Genomic DNA, 17958 nt, shown 5'->3' with positions numbered 1-17958 from the left:
CTGGCATTAGGGCAAGCCCCCGATAGCGGTGGGTCAGCTTGCAGGTGTGTTGACTGACACGCCGCCATCGCGAGCAAGCTCGCTCCCACACAAGCCCGCTCACCACAGAGTTCGTCACTACTATTCAGCTGGCGTCTTTGTTCTGGTCCTTGCCAGGCACCAGGGTCAGGCCCGGTTTTTCCACGTCGCGGGAGACATGGGATTTCACTTCGGCCACGCCGCCGTCCTCGTCGTTGTGGATCACCAGCACGCCGGGTCTACGCAGTTGCTCCAGATCGCCCTCACCCAAGCTGAAACTCTCGCTGAGGTTCTTGTCGCTCAAGGCGTTGGCTTGCGCCCGACGCTGGGCGAACTTGCGGCCCTTGCGCTGCTGGTAGCGTGCCCAACTGACGAGGATCACCGCGTTGAGCACGGCAATCCACATATACACCTGCAATGTATTGAGGGCCGCGAAGATCGGCGCTTCCAGACGCGGGCCGCCGTGGGTTTCGAGCATCGCGTTGATCCCGCGGGCCAACAGCCAGATCAACCCGGCCCAGGCCATCAGGGTCAACAGCACATCGATTAACCACATCACCTTCCGTTGGCGAGTTCTGACCAGTTTCATGATCACGCCTCCTCTTCAGCAGGGCTGATACCGCGATCCGGGCTGACCCAGCGCGCGCGCTTCTGATGCTGGTTGAACAGCACCTTGGGGAAACTGACCAGGGTGGTAAACAGGCTGACCAGCCAGAACACCATCGGGTACCACACGGTCCAGAACAGGGTTTTCCACAGGTCTTTCTCGTAGCGCCGGTCGATCAGGATGCTCACCGCGAACTGCACCAGACAGACCATGGCCAGCACCAGGCCAGTAAAGGCCGGCGGTACCAGGGAATCCACCGCAATCGCCTGCGGCAGCGGGATAAATTTACCCACGCCCCAGAAGATCACCGAGAGCAGGAAGGTAAACGCCCAACCGGTCGACAGGCAGTACTCGAACAACAGCGGCCACAGGTAGCGATGGCGCCATTGCCAGATGCCACGGATGTTCTTGAACAACACCTCGGCGCCACCCTGGGCCCAGCGCAGGCGTTGTTTCCACAGGCCGCCGACGGTTTCGGGCATGAGGATCCAGCACAGGGCGCGGGGCTCGTAGAAGATGCTCCAGTGATCGAGTTGCAGCTTCCAACTGACATCGATGTCCTCGGTGATCATGTCGGTGCTCCAGTAGTCGATGCGGTCCAGCGCCTTTTTACGGAACGCCACCACCACACCGGACACCGTGAAGATCCGCCCGAACACCCGCTGCGTACGCTTGATCAAACCGATGATCGACGAGAACTCGCCCACCTGTACCCGACCGATCAGGGTCGAGCGCGTGCGAATGCGTGGGTTGCCGGTGACGGCGCCCAGGCGCGGGTTGTCGAGCATCGGCGCGACCATATAGGCCGCCGCGTTTTTATCCAGCAACGCATCGCCGTCGATGCACACCAGGTACTCACTGCGCGCCGCCACCGCGCCCATGCGCAAGGCCACGGCCTTGCCCTGGTTCTGCGCCAGGTGCAGCACCCGCAGGCGTGGGTTCTCCAACGCCAGGGCGTCGAGTACCGCTGCGGTGTTGTCCTTGGAGCCGTCGTTGACCGCGATCACTTCGATATTCGGGTACACCTGGTCGAGCGCGGCATGGATGGTGTCGGCGGCGTTATCGCCCTCGTTGTAGCAAGGGATGATGATCGAGATCAGCGGGTTGCCGGCCAGCACCGGTGCGGGGGTGTCGTCTTTCCACGGCCAGTGCCGCTCCCAGTGCAGCCAGAAATACAGGCCACCGGAGATCCACAACGCCGACATGAACAGCGGGTAGAAGAACACGAAGTCCATCAGGAACTGCCCGGTGACCAGGAAGATCAGGCCCAGCGGCACGCCCAATACCAGCGCCAATACGAATAAAGCCAGGATTCTGTCGAACATGGTCAAGGATTCCATTGGTTGGAAAGGGCCGGACGCACAGTCTTCAAGTCCGGGGAGTTTTCCAGGAAGTTATCCGGGTAGTAACCGAAGCTCGTGACACCCTGGCGCTTGAGTACACCCATCCATTCAGCCATCTGCTTGCCGTCGATATCCGGTGCGGCCTTCGTGCGCCAGTCTTTGGCCTGCAGTTCAAAGACGGTTTTTTGCATCGCGCCCGGGCGCGCCTTGACCGTGGCCACCAGTTTCTCCAGCCAGGCGTTGGAGTTGCTGTACTCCTGGCCTTCCATCAGCGGCATGGCCATGGGCGCGGTCCAGTCGTAGGTCTGGAGGAAATCATCGAGGTTCTGCGCGAACCAGGCTTCGCTTTGCGGGTTGAGCATCGGCTCGGCGAAGATATTGCGCGCGGTCTGCACCTGCGGCCCACCGATGGCACGCACCTTGGCGGTCAGCTCGTTGGTGAAGTCGATCAGGTAACGGCTCTTGAAGCGGGTCCAGCGCTGCATCACCGCAGGATCGGCACGCAGCGCCTCGATGTTGCCCGGCAGGCCGTGGGCTGCATAAGCCTTGAGCGCGGCGGGGCTGGCGTCTTCGAAATCGTTGAACACCGCATCGTCGTGATACAGCACGCCGTCGATGGCATTGTTGCGCGCTAGGTCTTCATAGATCTCGCCGATGATCTTGCGCACTTGCGGGTCAAACGGCGACAGGCGTTTGTACTGGTCCGGGTCGAGGCCGATCTTGCCGGTTTCCGGGTCCCAACGTGTCACGCGGGGCAGTTTGGGGTCGAGGGCGAAGCTGAGCACCGGCATCCAGGCATACACACTGGCATGCGCCCGGGTATGCAGCTGCCAGGAAACACGGTTGAACAGGTCCGCACGCACCGGCAAATGGCGGTTGGGGAAGTACAGCTCATGCACCAGGCCGTCGCCCTTGGGATCGGCGAAGGCTTGCAGGAACACAGTGCCCGCGCCCATGTCCACCACGCGCTGGACCAACTGGTCGAGGTTACGCGCTTGCTGGGCCGGGTCCGGGTCGTAGACGTTGTCCAGGTCCACATGCAGCACGCGCAGAGGGGCCGGGGTTTGCACCGCCACAATGCTGTTGGCGAAATGCTCACCGTCCGGATCGGACGCCACCAGGAAACGCGGGCTGTTCATCAAGTCACTGGAGCTGTCGAGGCCGTCTTCCAGGGTGAGCGCCATCTGGTAGCCCTGCTCGCCGACGATGGCCAGCGAAGTCCCCTTCGCGGCACCGTACGGCCAGACCCACACCCGAGGTTTCTTGCCGGTGACACGCTGGATTTTTTGGCTGATCGCCGTCACATCGGCACGCATCCGCGCGTCGAACTGCGCCTGGCTTTCATAGCGCCCCGTGGCCGGGTCAAAGCGCAGCGACGTCGCCGCTGGTTCCAGGTTGCCCTGGGGGTTGGCCAGGATGCCGGTGTGGCTGGCATCAGTGTGCGCGGCGATTTCCACCAGGCCGGACTGGGACACTTCACGAATCTGCTGCCAGGTCAGAAACTCGCCACGCGGCCGCGGCTGCCCGGCAAAGTCCACCGGTTTGTTCAGCGGCGTGTCGATCCAATAGCCCACCGGCGCCAGCACCGCCGGCCAGTGATAGGCGCGCAGGATCGGCATCACCCGCGTGTAAAAGCTGGCGTAACCATCGTCGAAGCTGAGCATGATGGCCTTGGGCGGCAACGCCGGTCCGCCGTTGCGGGCCGCCAGGATCTGGTCGACGCTGACCGCCTGGTAGCCGTTCTCACGCAGCCAGGCCAACTGCTCGATCAAGCGCTCGGTACGCACTGCCACCACCGCCTGATCGGGGTCGCGATCCTCGACATCGTGGTAGGCAATGCCCAGGAAGTGGTTCTTTGGCCACGGCGCTTCATTGGCCGCTATCGGCCGCTCGGCGGGAGGCGTGAAGGGCGCGGGTTGCTGGGCACAGGCACTGGCCAGCAATACGCCCAGGATCAACAAGCAACGGCTGAGGACGGTCATGGTCAGGCTCTTCTAGAAACGGTAAGTGAGGTCGACGAGCAGACGCAGATCGCGTTCGCGATCACCGTCGTAAGGTCGGCTGATCAGGCTCAGGTTGGCGCCCGCGTCCAGTACATCGTTCCAGCGAATGCGTTGGCCGTAGCCCACTAGACCGATGCCACCGGTGGAATAATCCTGCTGGCTGTAAGTACCCGCACCGACCTGGAACTGCTGACTCCACTGGGTCTCGTAGCGGTGATAGAGCACATGGTTGATGTTGATGACAGGCAACACGGTGAAGTCCGACTTCGGATTGAAGTAGATCGTGTCTTCCTTGCTGTTGCGGCTGGCGCCGACTTCCAGGCCCAGGTCCACTTGCACCCGCGATGAGCTGTAGAGGCCCTCACGGCCACTGAGCAAGGCTTCGAAGCGGTCGTTGCCGTCGCTGAAATGCGAGGGGCTGAGGGTCAGTTTCCACTCGCGGCTTTCGTTGGCGCGCCAGCGGACAAAACCGCTGCCGCCATTGGCCGTGATGCCGGCATTCAACGCCCGCAGTGGTGTGGTGGACAGCAGATAGCCAAGGCTGCCGCCGTATTGCCAGTTGTCGTTGATGTCGCGGGCAATCGACACCGCAGCACCTTGCTTGGAGCCATCGCCATAGGAATGGTTGGAGACTTCGGCTTCCACCGTCATATCGCGGGTACGCCGCTCTACCCCCACCGTCTGCCAACGGTGCTGGCCGGTGCCTTCTTCAAAGTCGGCGCGGGCATAGCCGGCACCGGCGAACAGGCGCCAGTCTTCGTCGATGGGCGGCGTGTAGATACGGCTTTCAATGCCCCAGTCGCGGCTACCCGAGACGGCACCGGCATCACCGTTGTTACCGCCGCCGAAGCTTTTACCGGTGTAGGCCTCCACACGTAGCTCAGCCATGTCATGCACATCGCGCAGACGGCTCAGGCGCTGCACTTGGCGGTTGTCCGGGTTGCGCGCCAGCACGTCGTCGGTGAGCACATCGAGTTGGCGCCACTCCTGCAAGTCCATCGCGGTGTAGGCCTGACTGACTTCCAGGCCAATTTCACGCGGGGCCTGGGCTTCGGTTTCCTTGAGCACGCCTTCGGCGCGGCGTGGCAGATCTCGGGCGCGATACATGTCAGCTTGGGCCAGGCGCAAGCCGACGTTGCCGGGGGCCTTGGCCACCAGAGCCTCCAGCCCCGCCTCGCTGCCTGGCAGGTCGCCGCCGTACACGCCAGCCTGGGCCGACAGCTGCTGCGCGTCCATCCAGGCATCGTTGGGGTTGCCGATTGGCAAACCCTTGAGTTCGACCCGCGGTTTCTGGCTGTTGGCCAGGCTGTTGGCGACTTCGCGGGCGTCTTCGCCTTTGTCGCTTTCCTGCAACGCGTAGAACAATGCCGAGGTGTCTTCGACCCGATCATCCGGCTCGGCATCCGGTGCACTCAGCGCCTGGCGATAGAGCGGCTCGGCCTTTTCCGGCTGGCGTTGATCGAGGTAAGAAGCGGCCACCCAACGCACCGCATAGGTGGGCAATTGCACACCTTCGCCCTGGAGGGTTTCGTATTCGCGGATCACCTCGGCGGTGCGTGCCCGCGCCTTGAGCGCACCCAGGCGGTCGATACGCCAGCGCACCACGTCGTCGTGGGCGCTGGCGTCGGGGGTCCAGCGGGTGAGCAGCTTGTCGTAGTCCGCCAGCGCGCGGTCAGCGATCACATAGCGTTCGTTTTCAGAACGGGTGGCGAACTCGGCCATGCGCACGCGTTCGGCGGCGAGGTCGCCTTCCAGGCGGCGCTGGGTCACTGGGTCCAACAGGCCGGGACGCTTGGCCGACAGACGCAGCGCCGGTTCCGGCAAACGGGCTTTTTGCAGGGCGACGATGTATTCGCGGGCGACTTCCGGTTTGTCGCCGGCGCGGATAAACGCCTGGTCGAACTCGTGGAGCGCGTCGTACTGCAAGCCTGCGCGGGTCAGCGCGTAGCCCAGTGCCATGCGCCGGTTCGGATCATCAGGCTTGGCCGCGACCAGCGCACGGGTGCGTTGCACGGCCTCGTTGGCTTGGCCACCGTCGGCCTGGGTCAGCGCTTGGCCGAGTTGCAGGTCGACATTATTCGGTTCACGCACCAACGCCTGGCGATAGACCTCTGAGGCCTGCGCCCACTGCTGTTGATTGCGGTACGTGCGTGCGACCGTCGCCAGTGCCTGGGTGGTCAGGTTGCGATGCTTGCCCTGAGCCTCATACACCTTCAACACCTCGGCATCCTGACCGGCCCAACCGGCGATCACGATGTGGTCGCTGATCTGGCCAGGGGTCTGACGCTCGGCGGGCAGTTGCCGCAGTTGAGTGAGGGCGGGCGTGAAGTTGCCGTTGCGCGCCTGAATAATCAGGGCGTCGTAGGCAGGATCTGCCATGGCAAAAGCGGGCATCAGCAGCTGGCCACATAAGGCTGCACCGATCAGCAATCGCAACCGGCCTGATGCACTGAATGGTAGGTTTCGCAGCATATCGTGAGCTTCCTTACACACGGAAAGCTGTAACGATAGGTGGTCCTGAGCAATTTGCATCAGGGCGCCGGCGTCCAATGACCCGACCTAGCTTTCCTGTAGGAACTATCCCCGACGCGTGTATCAAAAAGGACAAGTCATCACAATTGTTCAGATTTGGCGGCAAATCTGAAAAACGAATGGGGGAGCGGACTTGCCTGCGATAACGGGTCGCCAGCCGACATCAGTGTCGACTGTTTGACCCTTATCGCGGGCAACCCCGCTCCCCCATTTTTATTTCTGGGTGATGGCGAAATCTTTACTGCGCGCGGCTCACCGAACCGACTTTGGCCATCACAAAACCAATGAATTGCTCGACGGTCATCTTCTGGCCGTTGAAGGTCACTTCATTGTTGGCGTAATGCAGTTTGGAAACCACGTCGGTGCCCACCAGGGTCGCCAACTGCGTGCCCACCGCCAGACCACTGACCATTTCGGCGGCCATCTGGGATTGCTGCTCGATGGCTTTAGGGTCGGTCAGGCCGCCGATCTGCGCTTGCAGGGCGGACACGTCGGCGATCATCGGCTTGGACAGGGTCACGTTGGCGTCCAGCAAGGCGATCATCTGCTTGCCCAGTTCAACCGGCGGCAGCTCCATGGAGCTCGGCTTGGTCAAGTCCACGATCAGGCTCATCTTGCTTTCGCCGTGGGTGGTTTTCAGCGACAGGTTTTCCAGCGCCACTTGCGGCTTGGCGGCCAGCAATTGGTTGACGTTGGTCTCGGCCACGGCTTGCTCGGCTTCGGTCAGTTGCAGCTCCGGCACCGGTTGGCCGGCGGCGGCGGCGGCTTGCACCGGTTGCATCTTGTCCTGGTAGAGCTTGGTCAGCACCAGCCCCGACGGCACGTCGATGTTCTTCACGCTCAGGCCCATGGCGGCGGAGCCGACGGGTTTGCCCTGATAACCGATCTCGTCGATCTTGTAGTCGACGCGGCCGGCCAGGTTGTTGTCCTTGATGTCGCTGCTGTCTTTTTGCTCGAAGCCCTTGAGGGTCAGCACCGCCTTCTGCGGGCCGAAGGTGACCTTGGAATCGGTCAGCTCAACGGTGTTCTGCCCGGTGTAGAAACCGAACGTGGACTTCTCCAGGTTGCTGGCCACGGTCAGGCCGGCGAGGTCGATGTCGAACGGCGTGCCGTTGCCGTCGACGGCGGCCACTTTGAGGCTGTTCATAAAGCCGTCGACCTTGACCTTCTTGCCTTCGGCAGTGCTGTCAAAGTCCATGTTGGCACCGGAGAAGCTCACCGAGGACTTATCGTCCTTGAACTCCAGCGGCAGCAGTTCAAGGTTACCGCTGACCGAACGGCTGTAGCCGATATTGGCGACGCCCTTGAGCGGCGACACGTCTTTGGCGGCAGCGAACCATTTTTCGGTGGTGGGGTTCTTTTCCAGTTCGTAGTGACTGGTGGCCATGACCGGCAGCCACTTCAGCGACACCAGGCGCGAGAACGGCAGCGGGCCGTGTTCGATATGGTCGACGAACAGCAGTTCCGGGTTCGGGTTTTCTTCACCGAAGAACGAGCCCTGGCCCTTGAGGCGATAGTGCGCGGTGCTGCTGAACAGGCCACGGTCCAGGGACACCAGTTCCAGCGCCAGGGTGCCGTCGACACCGGCCATGGAGCGCTTCAGTTCCTGGTTGGCGTCCTGTACTGCGGTTTGCAGCACCGGCTCCAGTTGTTTACCGGTGTACCAGGCACCGCCTGCACTGACGACGCCAACGGCGACAACGAAACCCAAAAGAACGACTGCTGGCTTATTCATGAAGTGACCTGATCAAATCCTGTGAGAAGTGGGCTGTCTTCCTTGAACCCCGAAAGGGTTGGCTCAAGCCCGCCGAAAGCGGGGGAAGATTAGCACTGGCGGCCGCGAACGGCCCAGCTTTTCAGAGGGGTCAGGGCAACGGTTGGTTCACCCAAAGGTTCAGGAATACTCCAGGTCGATCTCGTCGAGTTGGTGATCGAAGCTCTTCAACCGTGCCGTCCAGGTGTACACCAGCACCTCAAACTCGCGGTGTATCACCGCATTGCTCGGGGTGTCGGCCTTGGGGTCGCAGAAGTCCAGTTGGTAGCGTTCACGGGCCATTTGCGTGGCAACATCAGACAATTCCCGCGCGTTATTCAGCCAATGCCTACCGTCGGCGACTTGCTGATCGAGGGCCACGCATTGTTTTTTCAGGGCTTCGAGGCTTTTTTCCAGGGGCGTGCCGGTGAGTTCGCCCATGACTTCCTGGAACGTACGCCCCGGCTGCCAGTAGCTGCCCCAGAAATAGCGATCGAACACTGTCTCGACACGGCGCAAGGCAACCTTGGTGTCCCAGATCGCCACGCGGGTCTTGCCCTGTTCGAGCAGTCTTCGTTTGACCCGTTGGTTTTGGTAGGACGCCCAGGCGACCACGCCGATGGACAGGGTGCCGATCACCAGGCAGGCGCTGTCGAGGAACACCATGGCCTTGTCGATTTGATGGGCAAGCATGACGCCGTAGAAATAGGCAGCCGATAACAGCACCAGTGCGAAGAACACGCACCAGAAAGCGGGAGCATAAGGGTTTTTCATTATTGGAATCCCCATGAGCAAACGCGATATGACCTGCGGGCCATCACGGAGACCCGCCTGTCAAAGCATAGCTATTTGCTCAGGGTTTGCTGGCCGGCGCTGCGTGCGTTCGTCCGCTTTCCCAACCACCGCCCAGCGCCAGGAACAGGTCGATCTGGCTCATGGCAACCTGGGTGTTCGCCGCCGCCAATTGCGCCCGCACATCGGTGTAAGTGCGAGTGGCTTGCAGGTCGGCGAGGAACGATGCGCGGCCAGCCTGGAAGAAGCGATGGGTCTGGTCCGCCGCTTCCTTGGCCGACTCGCCGGCTTCGTCCAACGCGTCGCGACGTTGCAGTTGCGCGGTGTACTGCGCGAGGCCCGTCTGGGTTTCGCGGATGGCGTTAAGCACCACGCCATCGAAATGCGCCAGGGCGCCCTGGGTCGCGGCTTCGGCTTCGTGGATACGCGCGCGGGCGCCGTTGGTCGGCACCGTCCAACTGATCAGCGGGCCAAAGCCCCAGCGGTTGGTGGGCCCGGTGCCGAGGTTATCGAGGATACCGACGGTGCCGACGGTGGCGCCGATGCTGATGTCCGGATACAGCGCCCCCGTGGCTACGCCGATCCGCGCAGTCGCGGCAGCCAATTGACGTTCCGCCTGGCGCACATCCGGACGACGCTTGAGCAGCGCAGCGCCGTCGCCGACCGGCAGCAGTTGAGCGATGTGCGGCAACTCGGCACAGCTACCGGTGCCTGCCGGCAGTTGGTCCACCGGCTTGGCCAGCAGCATCGACAGGCGGAACAACCCCGCCTGGCGTGCCGCTTCGTAGCGCGGCATGTCGGCGCGCAGGGATTTGTATTGGGTTTGCGAACGGGTCACCTGGGTTTCATCGCCACGCCCGGCGTCGCGCAGGCGTTGGGTCAGCTCGGTGCTCTGGCGTTGCAGGTCCAGGGATTCGTTGGCAATCGCCAGCTCTTCGTTCGCCGCACACACCTGGGTGTAGGAGCGCACCACATCGGCCACCAGGGTAATGCGGGCGATATCGGCGGCGGCTTGGGCGGCGTCGGCACTGGCCTGTGCGCTCTCGATGCCACGCTGCAAGGTGCCCCACAGGTCGAACTGATACGAGGTGCTGATACCGACGCTGCCAATATTGGCCACCGGGACTTTTTCCGTCAGCAAAAACGCTTCGCCGGACTCTTGCAGGCGCTGGGCCTCGGCCTTGACGCCAGCACTCCAGCCGCCGGCGGATTCCGCTTGTTGCACCTGATAACGCGAGCGTTGCAAGTTGGCCGCCGCCACCCGCAGGTCGGTGTTGGAGGCCATGGCCTGGCGCACCAGCTCATCCAGGCGCGGGTCTTTGTAGAGCCGCCACCAATCCGCCGGCACCGGCGCCGACACCACGTTGTTGCCTTCGCCCGCGAGCTGGCCTTGCAGGTCGCCCCGCTTCACCGCCGCTTCATCCGGCAACTTGTAATCCGGACCCACCGCCTGGCAGGCCGACAACAGCAACCCCAGCGCAGCAATCGCCAGCCGTTGCTTCATGGCTGCTCTCCGTCTTTCACTTTATCGCCGATGATCGACACGGTGGCCGTGCGCCCGGCGATCATGCGGAAGTCCGCCGGTACATCGTCAAAGGCGATGCGCACCGGAATCCGCTGGGCCAGGCGCACCCAGCTGAACGCCGGGTTGACGTTGGGCAGCAGGTTGGAGCCGCTGGTGCGGTCACGGTCTTCGATCCCGGCGACGATGCTTTGCACATGGCCGCGCAGACGGGCGTTGTCGCCGATCACACGGATGTCCACCGCCATGCCGACATGGATGCCGTCGAGCTTGGTCTCTTCGAAGTAGCCGTCGATATGGAAAGAATTGCTGTCCACCACCGACAATACCGGGCGCCCGGCAGTGACGAACTCTTGATTGCGCGGCGCACGGTCGTTGACGTAGCCGTCCACCGGGCTGCGGACCACCGAGCGGTCGAGGTTGAGCTGAGCCGAGTCCACCGTCACCTGTGCTTCGGCCAGGGCCGATTGGGCACGGGCCACACGGGACTGGCTCTCTTCCAGTTGCTCGCTGGGCACCAGGTTGCCAAGGCCACGGTTACGCTTGTACTCGCGGTTGGCCTGGGCCAGGGTTTCCTGGCGGTCCGCCACGGCCGCCTGGGCTTGGCGCAGGGCCAGCTTGAAGCGGTCCTGGTCGACCGCGAACAACACCTGGCCCTTGCTCACCAACTGGTTGTCGCGCACGTCCACTTGCTGGATCAGCCCGGAGACGTCCGGGGCGATCTGCACGATGTCGGCGCGGATATGCCCGTCACGGGTCCAGGGCGCAAACATGTAGTACATGACCATGCGCCACACCACGACGACCGCAAAACTCACGATCAACAACGTGAGGACTACACGGCCGATGGTCAAAAAAGGTTTTTTCATGTCATCAGGTATCGACTGAGTGAGTCCACCGCGCCCAGCAACAGCGCGTAGAGCCCCACATTGAACAATGCCCGGTGCCAGACCAGGCGATAGAAGTGGAGGCGCGTCAACAGCCCGTGCACCACCAGGAACAACACGTACGTAATGCCCATCAGCACCAGCAGCGTGGGCAGGAACACCCCGCTGATATCCAGATCACCGATCATAAAGGCGCTCCATCGGGTAGCGGCGCTTCCATCTCGGTGCCGCCAATGAATTCCACACCGGGCAACAACGCCAGGCGCAGGCCGGCCAGCGCATGCAGCAAGTGCACGCGGGTGTCGTCTTCGTCTTGCAGGCCCTGGCCGTTGAGGGCGCGGCGCGTGCGGTCCAGGGTCATCAGCAGACCGCTGGGCGCCGGCAAGCGTTCACCGGCCTTGAGGCAGGCCTTGAAGTAACCGCCGACGCCTTCGACCACCTGGTTGAGCAGCACCCGTGGCACGCCGAGGATGCGCGGCGAATAGGCCAGCAGGTCGAGCAGGTTCAGCGCCACGCGCAGGTCACGCAGGGCGATGCCGGTGTCCTGGTTGGTCAGGGCCAGGCGTGGCAAGTGCTGCATCAAACGGTCGAGCATTTGCGCGGCCATGTGCCGATGTTCGGCGAGGGTGGCAGGCTCGGTCATGCCGACGATGTCGCGCCAGCTGAAACGGGTCAGGCGCTTGGCGGCCAGTTCGGCGCCGAAGGGGCGTGCGATCAGGGTCCACACAAAGGCGAACAGCAGGCCCACCGGGCCGGCCAGGTTGACGTTGGCGAAGTTGAGGAAGTCTGCGTCGTAGGCGCCCTGGATGCTGATTAACGACGAGGTGTTCACCAGCGTCAGCAACATGCCCAGGTAGAAGCGCGGCTGAACCGTGAGCGTGCCGATACAGATAAACGGCACGGCAAACGCCAGCACCAGCATCGGGAAATCGTGCAGGTTGGGCAGGACGAGGAAGAGATAGAGGCTGGCGAACAGCACCGACATCGCGGTCCAGAAAAAGAACCGGTAGATCTGCGGCGCCGGGTCGTCCATCGAGGCGAAAAAGCTGCACGCCACGGCGGCCAGGATCACGGCGCTGCCGCCGTCGGTCCAGCCCAGCAAGATCCACAGCACCGAGGCGACGATGATCGCGGTAACCGTGGAAAACGCCGAGTAGAACATCAGGCCACGGTCGAGGAACGGCGTAAGCCGGCCCAGGCGCCAGTGACGGTAGACGGCGCGCCAGGTGTCCTGGCTTTCGCAGGCAATGGCGGCTTGCAGGCTGCGGCAGTCTTGCCACAGGTCGATCCATTCGGCGAGACGATACAGCGCGTTGGAGAACAACAGGGTGTGGCGGTCGTCCAGCGCGTCGCCGGTGGGTAGCAGCGCATCGACTTGATCACGCAGGGTGCGCCAGTTTTCCAGCGAAGGGTCTTTCTCGCTGCTCTGCAGCCACTGGTTGGTCGCTTCCAACAACGGCGTGAGTTTTTCCAGGAACTGCGGTGCGCGGTGTTCGACGGCGTAGAGCGCATCGTCGAGTTCTTCCACCACCGGCAGCAGGTGAATCATGCGCCCGCGCAGTTCCTTGGTGTTGCGCACCGTCTGCGGCCGCGCGCCTTCGTGGGGTAGCTGGCCGATCATCAATTCCAGGGTGTTGAACGTGGCCACCATGCCACCGCGCAGGTTGCTGACCTCGGTCGGGTCGACGTTGCGGGTGAGGAAGCGCTGGCTATAGACCTGGGCATCGGCAAACCACTTGGCCACCGAGCCGTCGAACACCGGCATCAGGCGGCGTGGCCAGAACATCGCGCCCACCACCGCCGCCACGGCGATGCCGAGGAAGATTTCTTCGGTGCGCGCCTCGGCCACGTCCCATACGGCCAGGGGGTTATCCACCACCGGCAGGGCGATCAGCGGCAAGGTGTAGCCGGCCAGCATCAGCGCGTAGTTGTTCGCGGTGCGCAGGTGCATGGACAGGAACAACAGGGTGCCCGTCCACAAGGCGATCACTACCACCAGCAGATAAGGCGACTGCACAAACATCGGCACAAACAGCACCGCCGCCGCAGCGCCCATAAAGGTGCCGATGGCGCGGTACAACGCTTTGGAACTGGTGGGGCCGACAAACGGGCTGGAGACGATATACACCGTGGCCATCGCCCAATACGGACGCGGCATTTGCATGAGCATGGCGATGTACAACGCGATCATCGAGGCGGCGAAGGTACGTACGCCATAGAACCAATCACGGGCAGGCGGGAAACCGGTAAAAAATCCGTTCAAAGCGTCGCCGCCTCAAAAGCCCGCAGCACCCGCAGGGCGGCTTCCATATCGGTAGGCGGGATATCCGCCAGGACGTCCTTGCGCAGGCGCACCAGCTGCACTTCCACCGCTTGCACCAACTCGCGGCCACGCTCGGTGAGGCTCAGGGCCTTGGCGCGGCGGTCGTGGACATCTTCGGTGCGGCATACGTAACCGCCGTTGCACAGCTGGTCGAGCAGGCGCACCAGCGACGGGCTTTCCATGCCAGATGCCTGGGCCACTTTTACCTGGTGCACCCCGTCGCCCAAGCGGCCGATCATCAAGAGCGGCACCGCGCAGGCTTCGGAAATACCGTAGCTCACCAGCGTGGTCTGGCAGATTTTGCGCCAGTTACGGGCACCCACCACCATGCTGCTGCTGAGGTTCATCTGGAGTTGTTCGAGGGATTGAGGCACTGGATTGTTCGCATACAGTTAGTTTGCTAACTATCAATATGGTGGATGGATCGAGAGCCGTCAAGTTTTGAAACAAATTCGCGATGGGTGGTGAGTGGGTGTTGGGTAAGTAAAGCGGGTTAAGCGATTGCTGCAACACTGCCGGGCAAATGTGGAAGGGTTTTGGGAGGAGGTGCCAGTCAATCAAGGAAACGGAAGACGAGCACATCCCTGTGGTGAGCGGGCTTGCCCCGCGCTGGGGCGCGAAGCGGCCCCAAAACCAGACGAATCAGGTTACCTGGAAGAACGCGTCGGCTGAATCAGGGCCGCTTCGCAGCCCAGCGCGGGGCAAGCCCGCTCACCACAGACGTCGTATTGCACTTAACCGACTGCCTCTCCCACATCAGCAATCACCCGCCCCGCCTCCTGCTCAATAAACTCAAACACCTCCTGCGCCACGCTGTACTGAAACTGCTTTCTACGATGCTTGGAAACCTTGCCATCGTTATCCAGGCACATCATCACCAGCTTCGACAAATCGCTGCCGCGTACGTCAAACCGTTGGTTCACGGCCTTGATCACACGGTCGTAGCGGTCAAGAAATTCGGTTTCTTCGCGCAACTCGACTTCCAATGCGCGACGGGCCATTTGCAGGGTGAATTCGACGCAGCGGGTGGCGTCCCAATAGCGGTAGATCGACGCATGGCCAATGAAGTCGAAAGCCATTTGATCACCGTCCAGCCAGGTGACGTTCCAGAAATCCCGTGTCGGTTGGGAAAAGGCTTTCAGTGTCTCCAGGTAGGCTTGTTCTTCGTGTTTCATCGCGACGGAAACCGGTAGCAGCAAGCCGTTTTCCAAGGCGCCGTAGTGGCAGAGGGTCTGGTGGATCAGGAAGCGCGACAGGCGCCCATTGCCGTCCATGAAGGGATGCAGGAACACAAAGCCGAAGGCCGTAATCGCCGCGGCCACGAGGGGGTCGACTTCGCGCTCAGGTTGATTGGCGAAGGCCATCAACTCTTCCATCAGTTCCTGGCACAACTCAGGCGCTGGCGGCACGTAGCTGACGCCCGCTGCGCCACGCAGGCCGTTGTGCAGATGGTTTTGTTCGTAACGAAACGCGATGGCCTTATCGAAGGGGTTGGAGACGGCGCTGTTTTGCAATTCGACCAGGTAGTCTTCAGTCAGCAGGCGGCCTTGGTGAGCTTGGCGTAGCAGTTGGACGAAGCGCCGGGATTTTTCTTCGCTGGGCTGCTCTTTTTCGATGGCGAACGAATCGCGGGTTTCGTGGAGGTAAGCCCACTGGGTCGCGCGGTCCATCATTTCGGGTGGGAGGGTGGCCATGAAAGATTTGGCACGGGTCAATACATCAAGCGCCAACAACGCGTCTAACTCCGGCGTGCGCTCAACGGTCGCACAGTAATGCAGAGAGCCCAGCCCGTTGAAATCTATTCGCCAGCGGCTGTTGCGAATGCTGGGGCCCGTTACATAGCGGACGGGGTCGAACAAGGCAACCACGCGCCCCCGAACAGGCACTACGTAATCAAGTGACTGCCCCGTAAAACCTTCCCATAAAAAACAGGCTTTTCGGATAAACGCTCCGTTAGGGGAGCTTGCCAACGCGGCTAGAAACGGTTCTGGGCCCAGCTGTTCAAACACTTGGGCGAGTACGGCTAAATTGACGCCTTCATGTTTCAGCGCGAACAGTACATGATCAAACAAGGCGTGTTGCGCAGGGGCGACGCTATGAGGAACGGCCAAACAGTTGCCGATCAGGGTGATCCGGGTCACCGGTTTGATCATTGCGACGCGAACAGGCGCAATGACTTTTAAGTCCAGCGCCTCACAGAGGTGGGCATATCCGACTATTGCCAACGCGAGCTTCCCCAGAAAAAATCCACTGGAAGGATTAAAGCTCAGTTTTTTTTACCCTTCACCATTTTTTTTTACAAACTTGCACTTTGACGGATATTTTTTTACACCCCTCGTCCCTTCCTCAGCAACACATCCAACTCATCCACTAACTCCGCCCAGTCCGCATCCTTGCGTTTTTCCTCACGCAAAAACGCACTCTGGCTGGGCGTCCAGAAAAACGCATCCGCCAGCTCCAGATCCGCCTTGAGCGGCGAATGAACCGCCACAAACTTATCAATGCTGACCGCGTCATCCGGCAGCCCCAGCTGTTTAAACAGTGACGCCAAGCTATGCACAGGCGGTTCCATGTCGAACTCCAGATAAGTGACGAGATAAACCAGTCTAGCGGCAACCCTCCGGCTGCGCTGATGGCACATTGCACAATACAAACAATCGCGCCCGGGCACCGCCGCCGTCCTGGCGGCTGAGTTCGCGCCAGCCGGCGGGCAGGGGCGCGAATTCGTCCGGGTCCTCGTTGCTACTGATCAGCCAGACGCGATGGGTTTCGGCGGGTAACGCTGACAAACGGTCGAGGTAGATGCGCCCACCGTCCTGGTCCACCAGGGTGCCGAAACCGTAGGCATTCGGCCGGGTCGATGTGCCGTCGGGCTTGGGCGGGGTGTAGAGCTGCAATTGGGCGTCGGTCTGGTCGTAATACACGTAGCTCAAGTACCACAGCATGTCGCTGAGGACGATGCGGTCGTCTTCCTGGTAATTGCGATTGACGAACTCCACGGGCACGTTGAACTGGTCGTGTTCATCCACCGTGAAGTTGTTCTTGAGCCCGACCAGCTCGATCCCGACAAACAGCACGAACAATGCGGCGCCCAACCATGACAGCCGGTCGGCGGCGATGGCGATCAGGATCGGCAAGGCCAATGCGTACACCGTCAGGTAGCGCTCGATAAACACCGGGGAGATGAACGACACCGCGTACACCAGCAGCAGCGGCAACAGGAAAAACAGCGCCAGCAGCCGAGCAGACCGGTCGCGCCAGGCCGTGCGCACCACCACCGCCACCAGCAGCAGCGGAACCAGCCAGAACAGCGGCGGCCAGAACTCCGTGCCCTCGTCCTGGATCACGAACTGCCAGATCATCGACGGCAGCGAGAGCAGGCCGACCGGTTCTTCCCAGCCGATATCACCGCCCACTTTGAGCTGGTCGACGTGCTGCACCAAGTCCAGCAGGTTCGGCAACCAGGGCAGGTACCCCAGCACGATCGCCACATTCGCCGCCCACCAGGCCGGGCGTGTCAGCAGGCGTTCGTCTCGTTGCAGCGTGCCCAGGTAGGCCCAGTGCACCAGCACGCAGAGCGCGGTGAAGTAATGGGTGTAGAAACCGGCGCCCATCAGCAGCACATACGCTGCCAGGTAGCGCGTGCGCTCAGGTGTACGCACCCAGTAGACCAACGCCAGCGTGGCCCCCAGCAGCCACACGCCCAGCAGCGAATACATGCGCACTTCCTGGCTGTAGCGCACGGCGGTCGGCAGCAGCGCCAGCAAGATGCCCGCGAGTACGGCGGCGCGGCGGGTGGACAGCTGCCGCGTCAGCCAGATCCCCAGGCCCACAGCGATTACACCGGGAATCGCACTCATGCCGCGAATCGACCAGATGCTGTCTCCAAACAGCTCGATCCAGCCGCGCAGCATGAAAAAGTACAGCGGCGGATGCACGTCGTGCGCCGCGTGAAACCACAGGTCGGTCGCGGCATATTCGCTCAGCAACAGGCTGGAGCCTTCGTCACCCCAAATAGCCGCCGAGGTCAGGTGGTAAAACCGCAGGGCCATGGCCAATGCCAGAATGGGCACCCACCACAGGCGGCTGATCCAAGCGGCGCCTTCCCACGTGAGGCGACTGAATGCGGGCAACGCCCCGACCTTTTCGTTTTGCTCTACCACAGACCGACGCACCTC

The 17958-nt window shown here is 62.0% G+C and carries 14 protein-coding genes; all 14 read right to left on the bottom strand.

Features of this window, described 5'->3' with window-relative positions:
• Positions 1-124: 124 nt before the first annotated feature.
• The 14 genes from pgaD to DYL61_RS24425 all read right to left on the bottom strand — a co-directional run bounded on the left by pgaD (position 125) and on the right by DYL61_RS24425 (position 17955).
• Positions 125-607 (bottom strand): poly-beta-1,6-N-acetyl-D-glucosamine biosynthesis protein PgaD, encoded by a 483-nt coding sequence (gene pgaD / locus DYL61_RS24490; protein WP_135310479.1) that lies wholly within the window; start codon positions 605-607, stop codon positions 125-127.
• Positions 608-609: 2 nt separating this feature from the next.
• A complete protein-coding gene (gene pgaC / locus DYL61_RS24485) occupies positions 610-1950 on the bottom strand; it encodes a poly-beta-1,6-N-acetyl-D-glucosamine synthase (protein ID WP_135310478.1) in 1341 nt (446 codons plus the stop codon).
• Positions 1951-1952: 2 nt separating this feature from the next.
• Positions 1953-3950, bottom strand: a complete 1998-nt coding sequence (gene pgaB, locus DYL61_RS24480) for a poly-beta-1,6-N-acetyl-D-glucosamine N-deacetylase PgaB (RefSeq protein ID WP_135310477.1) — start codon at positions 3948-3950, stop codon at positions 1953-1955.
• A gap of 12 nt (positions 3951-3962) precedes the next feature.
• A complete protein-coding gene (pgaA, locus tag DYL61_RS24475; protein ID WP_135310476.1) occupies positions 3963-6443 on the bottom strand; it encodes a poly-beta-1,6 N-acetyl-D-glucosamine export porin PgaA in 2481 nt (826 codons plus the stop codon).
• A 298-nt stretch (positions 6444-6741) separates the two neighbouring features.
• Positions 6742-8238 carry a YdgA family protein gene (locus DYL61_RS24470; RefSeq protein WP_135310475.1) on the bottom strand — a complete coding sequence of 499 codons (1497 nt, stop codon included), beginning with the start codon at positions 8236-8238 and terminating at the stop codon, positions 6742-6744.
• A gap of 159 nt (positions 8239-8397) precedes the next feature.
• A complete protein-coding gene (locus DYL61_RS24465; RefSeq protein WP_135310474.1) occupies positions 8398-9030 on the bottom strand; it encodes an NADH:ubiquinone oxidoreductase subunit N in 633 nt (210 codons plus the stop codon).
• A 79-nt stretch (positions 9031-9109) separates the two neighbouring features.
• A complete protein-coding gene (locus tag DYL61_RS24460) occupies positions 9110-10552 on the bottom strand; it encodes an efflux transporter outer membrane subunit (protein ID WP_135310473.1) in 1443 nt (480 codons plus the stop codon).
• Positions 10549-11439: an efflux RND transporter periplasmic adaptor subunit gene (locus DYL61_RS24455; protein ID WP_135310472.1), complete on the bottom strand. Its 891-nt coding sequence runs from the start codon at positions 11437-11439 to the stop codon at positions 10549-10551. The genes DYL61_RS24460 and DYL61_RS24455 overlap by 4 nt, the downstream gene beginning before the upstream one ends.
• Positions 11436-11645, bottom strand: coding sequence for a DUF1656 domain-containing protein (locus DYL61_RS24450; protein ID WP_010214247.1), 210 nt, complete (start codon positions 11643-11645; stop codon positions 11436-11438). The genes DYL61_RS24455 and DYL61_RS24450 overlap by 4 nt, the downstream gene beginning before the upstream one ends.
• A complete protein-coding gene (locus DYL61_RS24445) occupies positions 11642-13720 on the bottom strand; it encodes an FUSC family protein (RefSeq protein WP_135310471.1) in 2079 nt (692 codons plus the stop codon). Before DYL61_RS24445 ends, DYL61_RS24450 begins: the two co-directional genes overlap by 4 nt.
• Positions 13717-14127, bottom strand: coding sequence for a MarR family winged helix-turn-helix transcriptional regulator (locus DYL61_RS24440; RefSeq protein ID WP_135310470.1), 411 nt, complete (start codon positions 14125-14127; stop codon positions 13717-13719). The genes DYL61_RS24445 and DYL61_RS24440 overlap by 4 nt, the downstream gene beginning before the upstream one ends.
• Before the next feature lie 387 nt (positions 14128-14514).
• Positions 14515-16005 carry a Fic family protein gene (locus DYL61_RS24435; RefSeq protein WP_135310469.1) on the bottom strand — a complete coding sequence of 497 codons (1491 nt, stop codon included), beginning with the start codon at positions 16003-16005 and terminating at the stop codon, positions 14515-14517.
• Positions 16006-16106: 101 nt separating this feature from the next.
• The gene (locus DYL61_RS24430) at positions 16107-16352 is read right to left on the bottom strand and encodes a DUF2789 domain-containing protein (protein WP_135310468.1); all 246 of its coding nucleotides are present in this window, start codon (positions 16350-16352) and stop codon (positions 16107-16109) included.
• A gap of 34 nt (positions 16353-16386) precedes the next feature.
• Positions 16387-17955, bottom strand: a complete 1569-nt coding sequence (locus tag DYL61_RS24425) for a glycosyltransferase family 39 protein (RefSeq protein ID WP_135310467.1) — start codon at positions 17953-17955, stop codon at positions 16387-16389.
• Between the last annotated feature and the right edge of the window lie 3 nt (positions 17956-17958).

The sequence above is a fragment of the Pseudomonas nabeulensis genome (genome assembly GCF_004682045.1).
GTDB lineage: Bacteria > Pseudomonadota > Gammaproteobacteria > Pseudomonadales > Pseudomonadaceae > Aquipseudomonas > Aquipseudomonas nabeulensis.
This window is presented reverse-complemented; position numbering and strand designations above follow the sequence as displayed.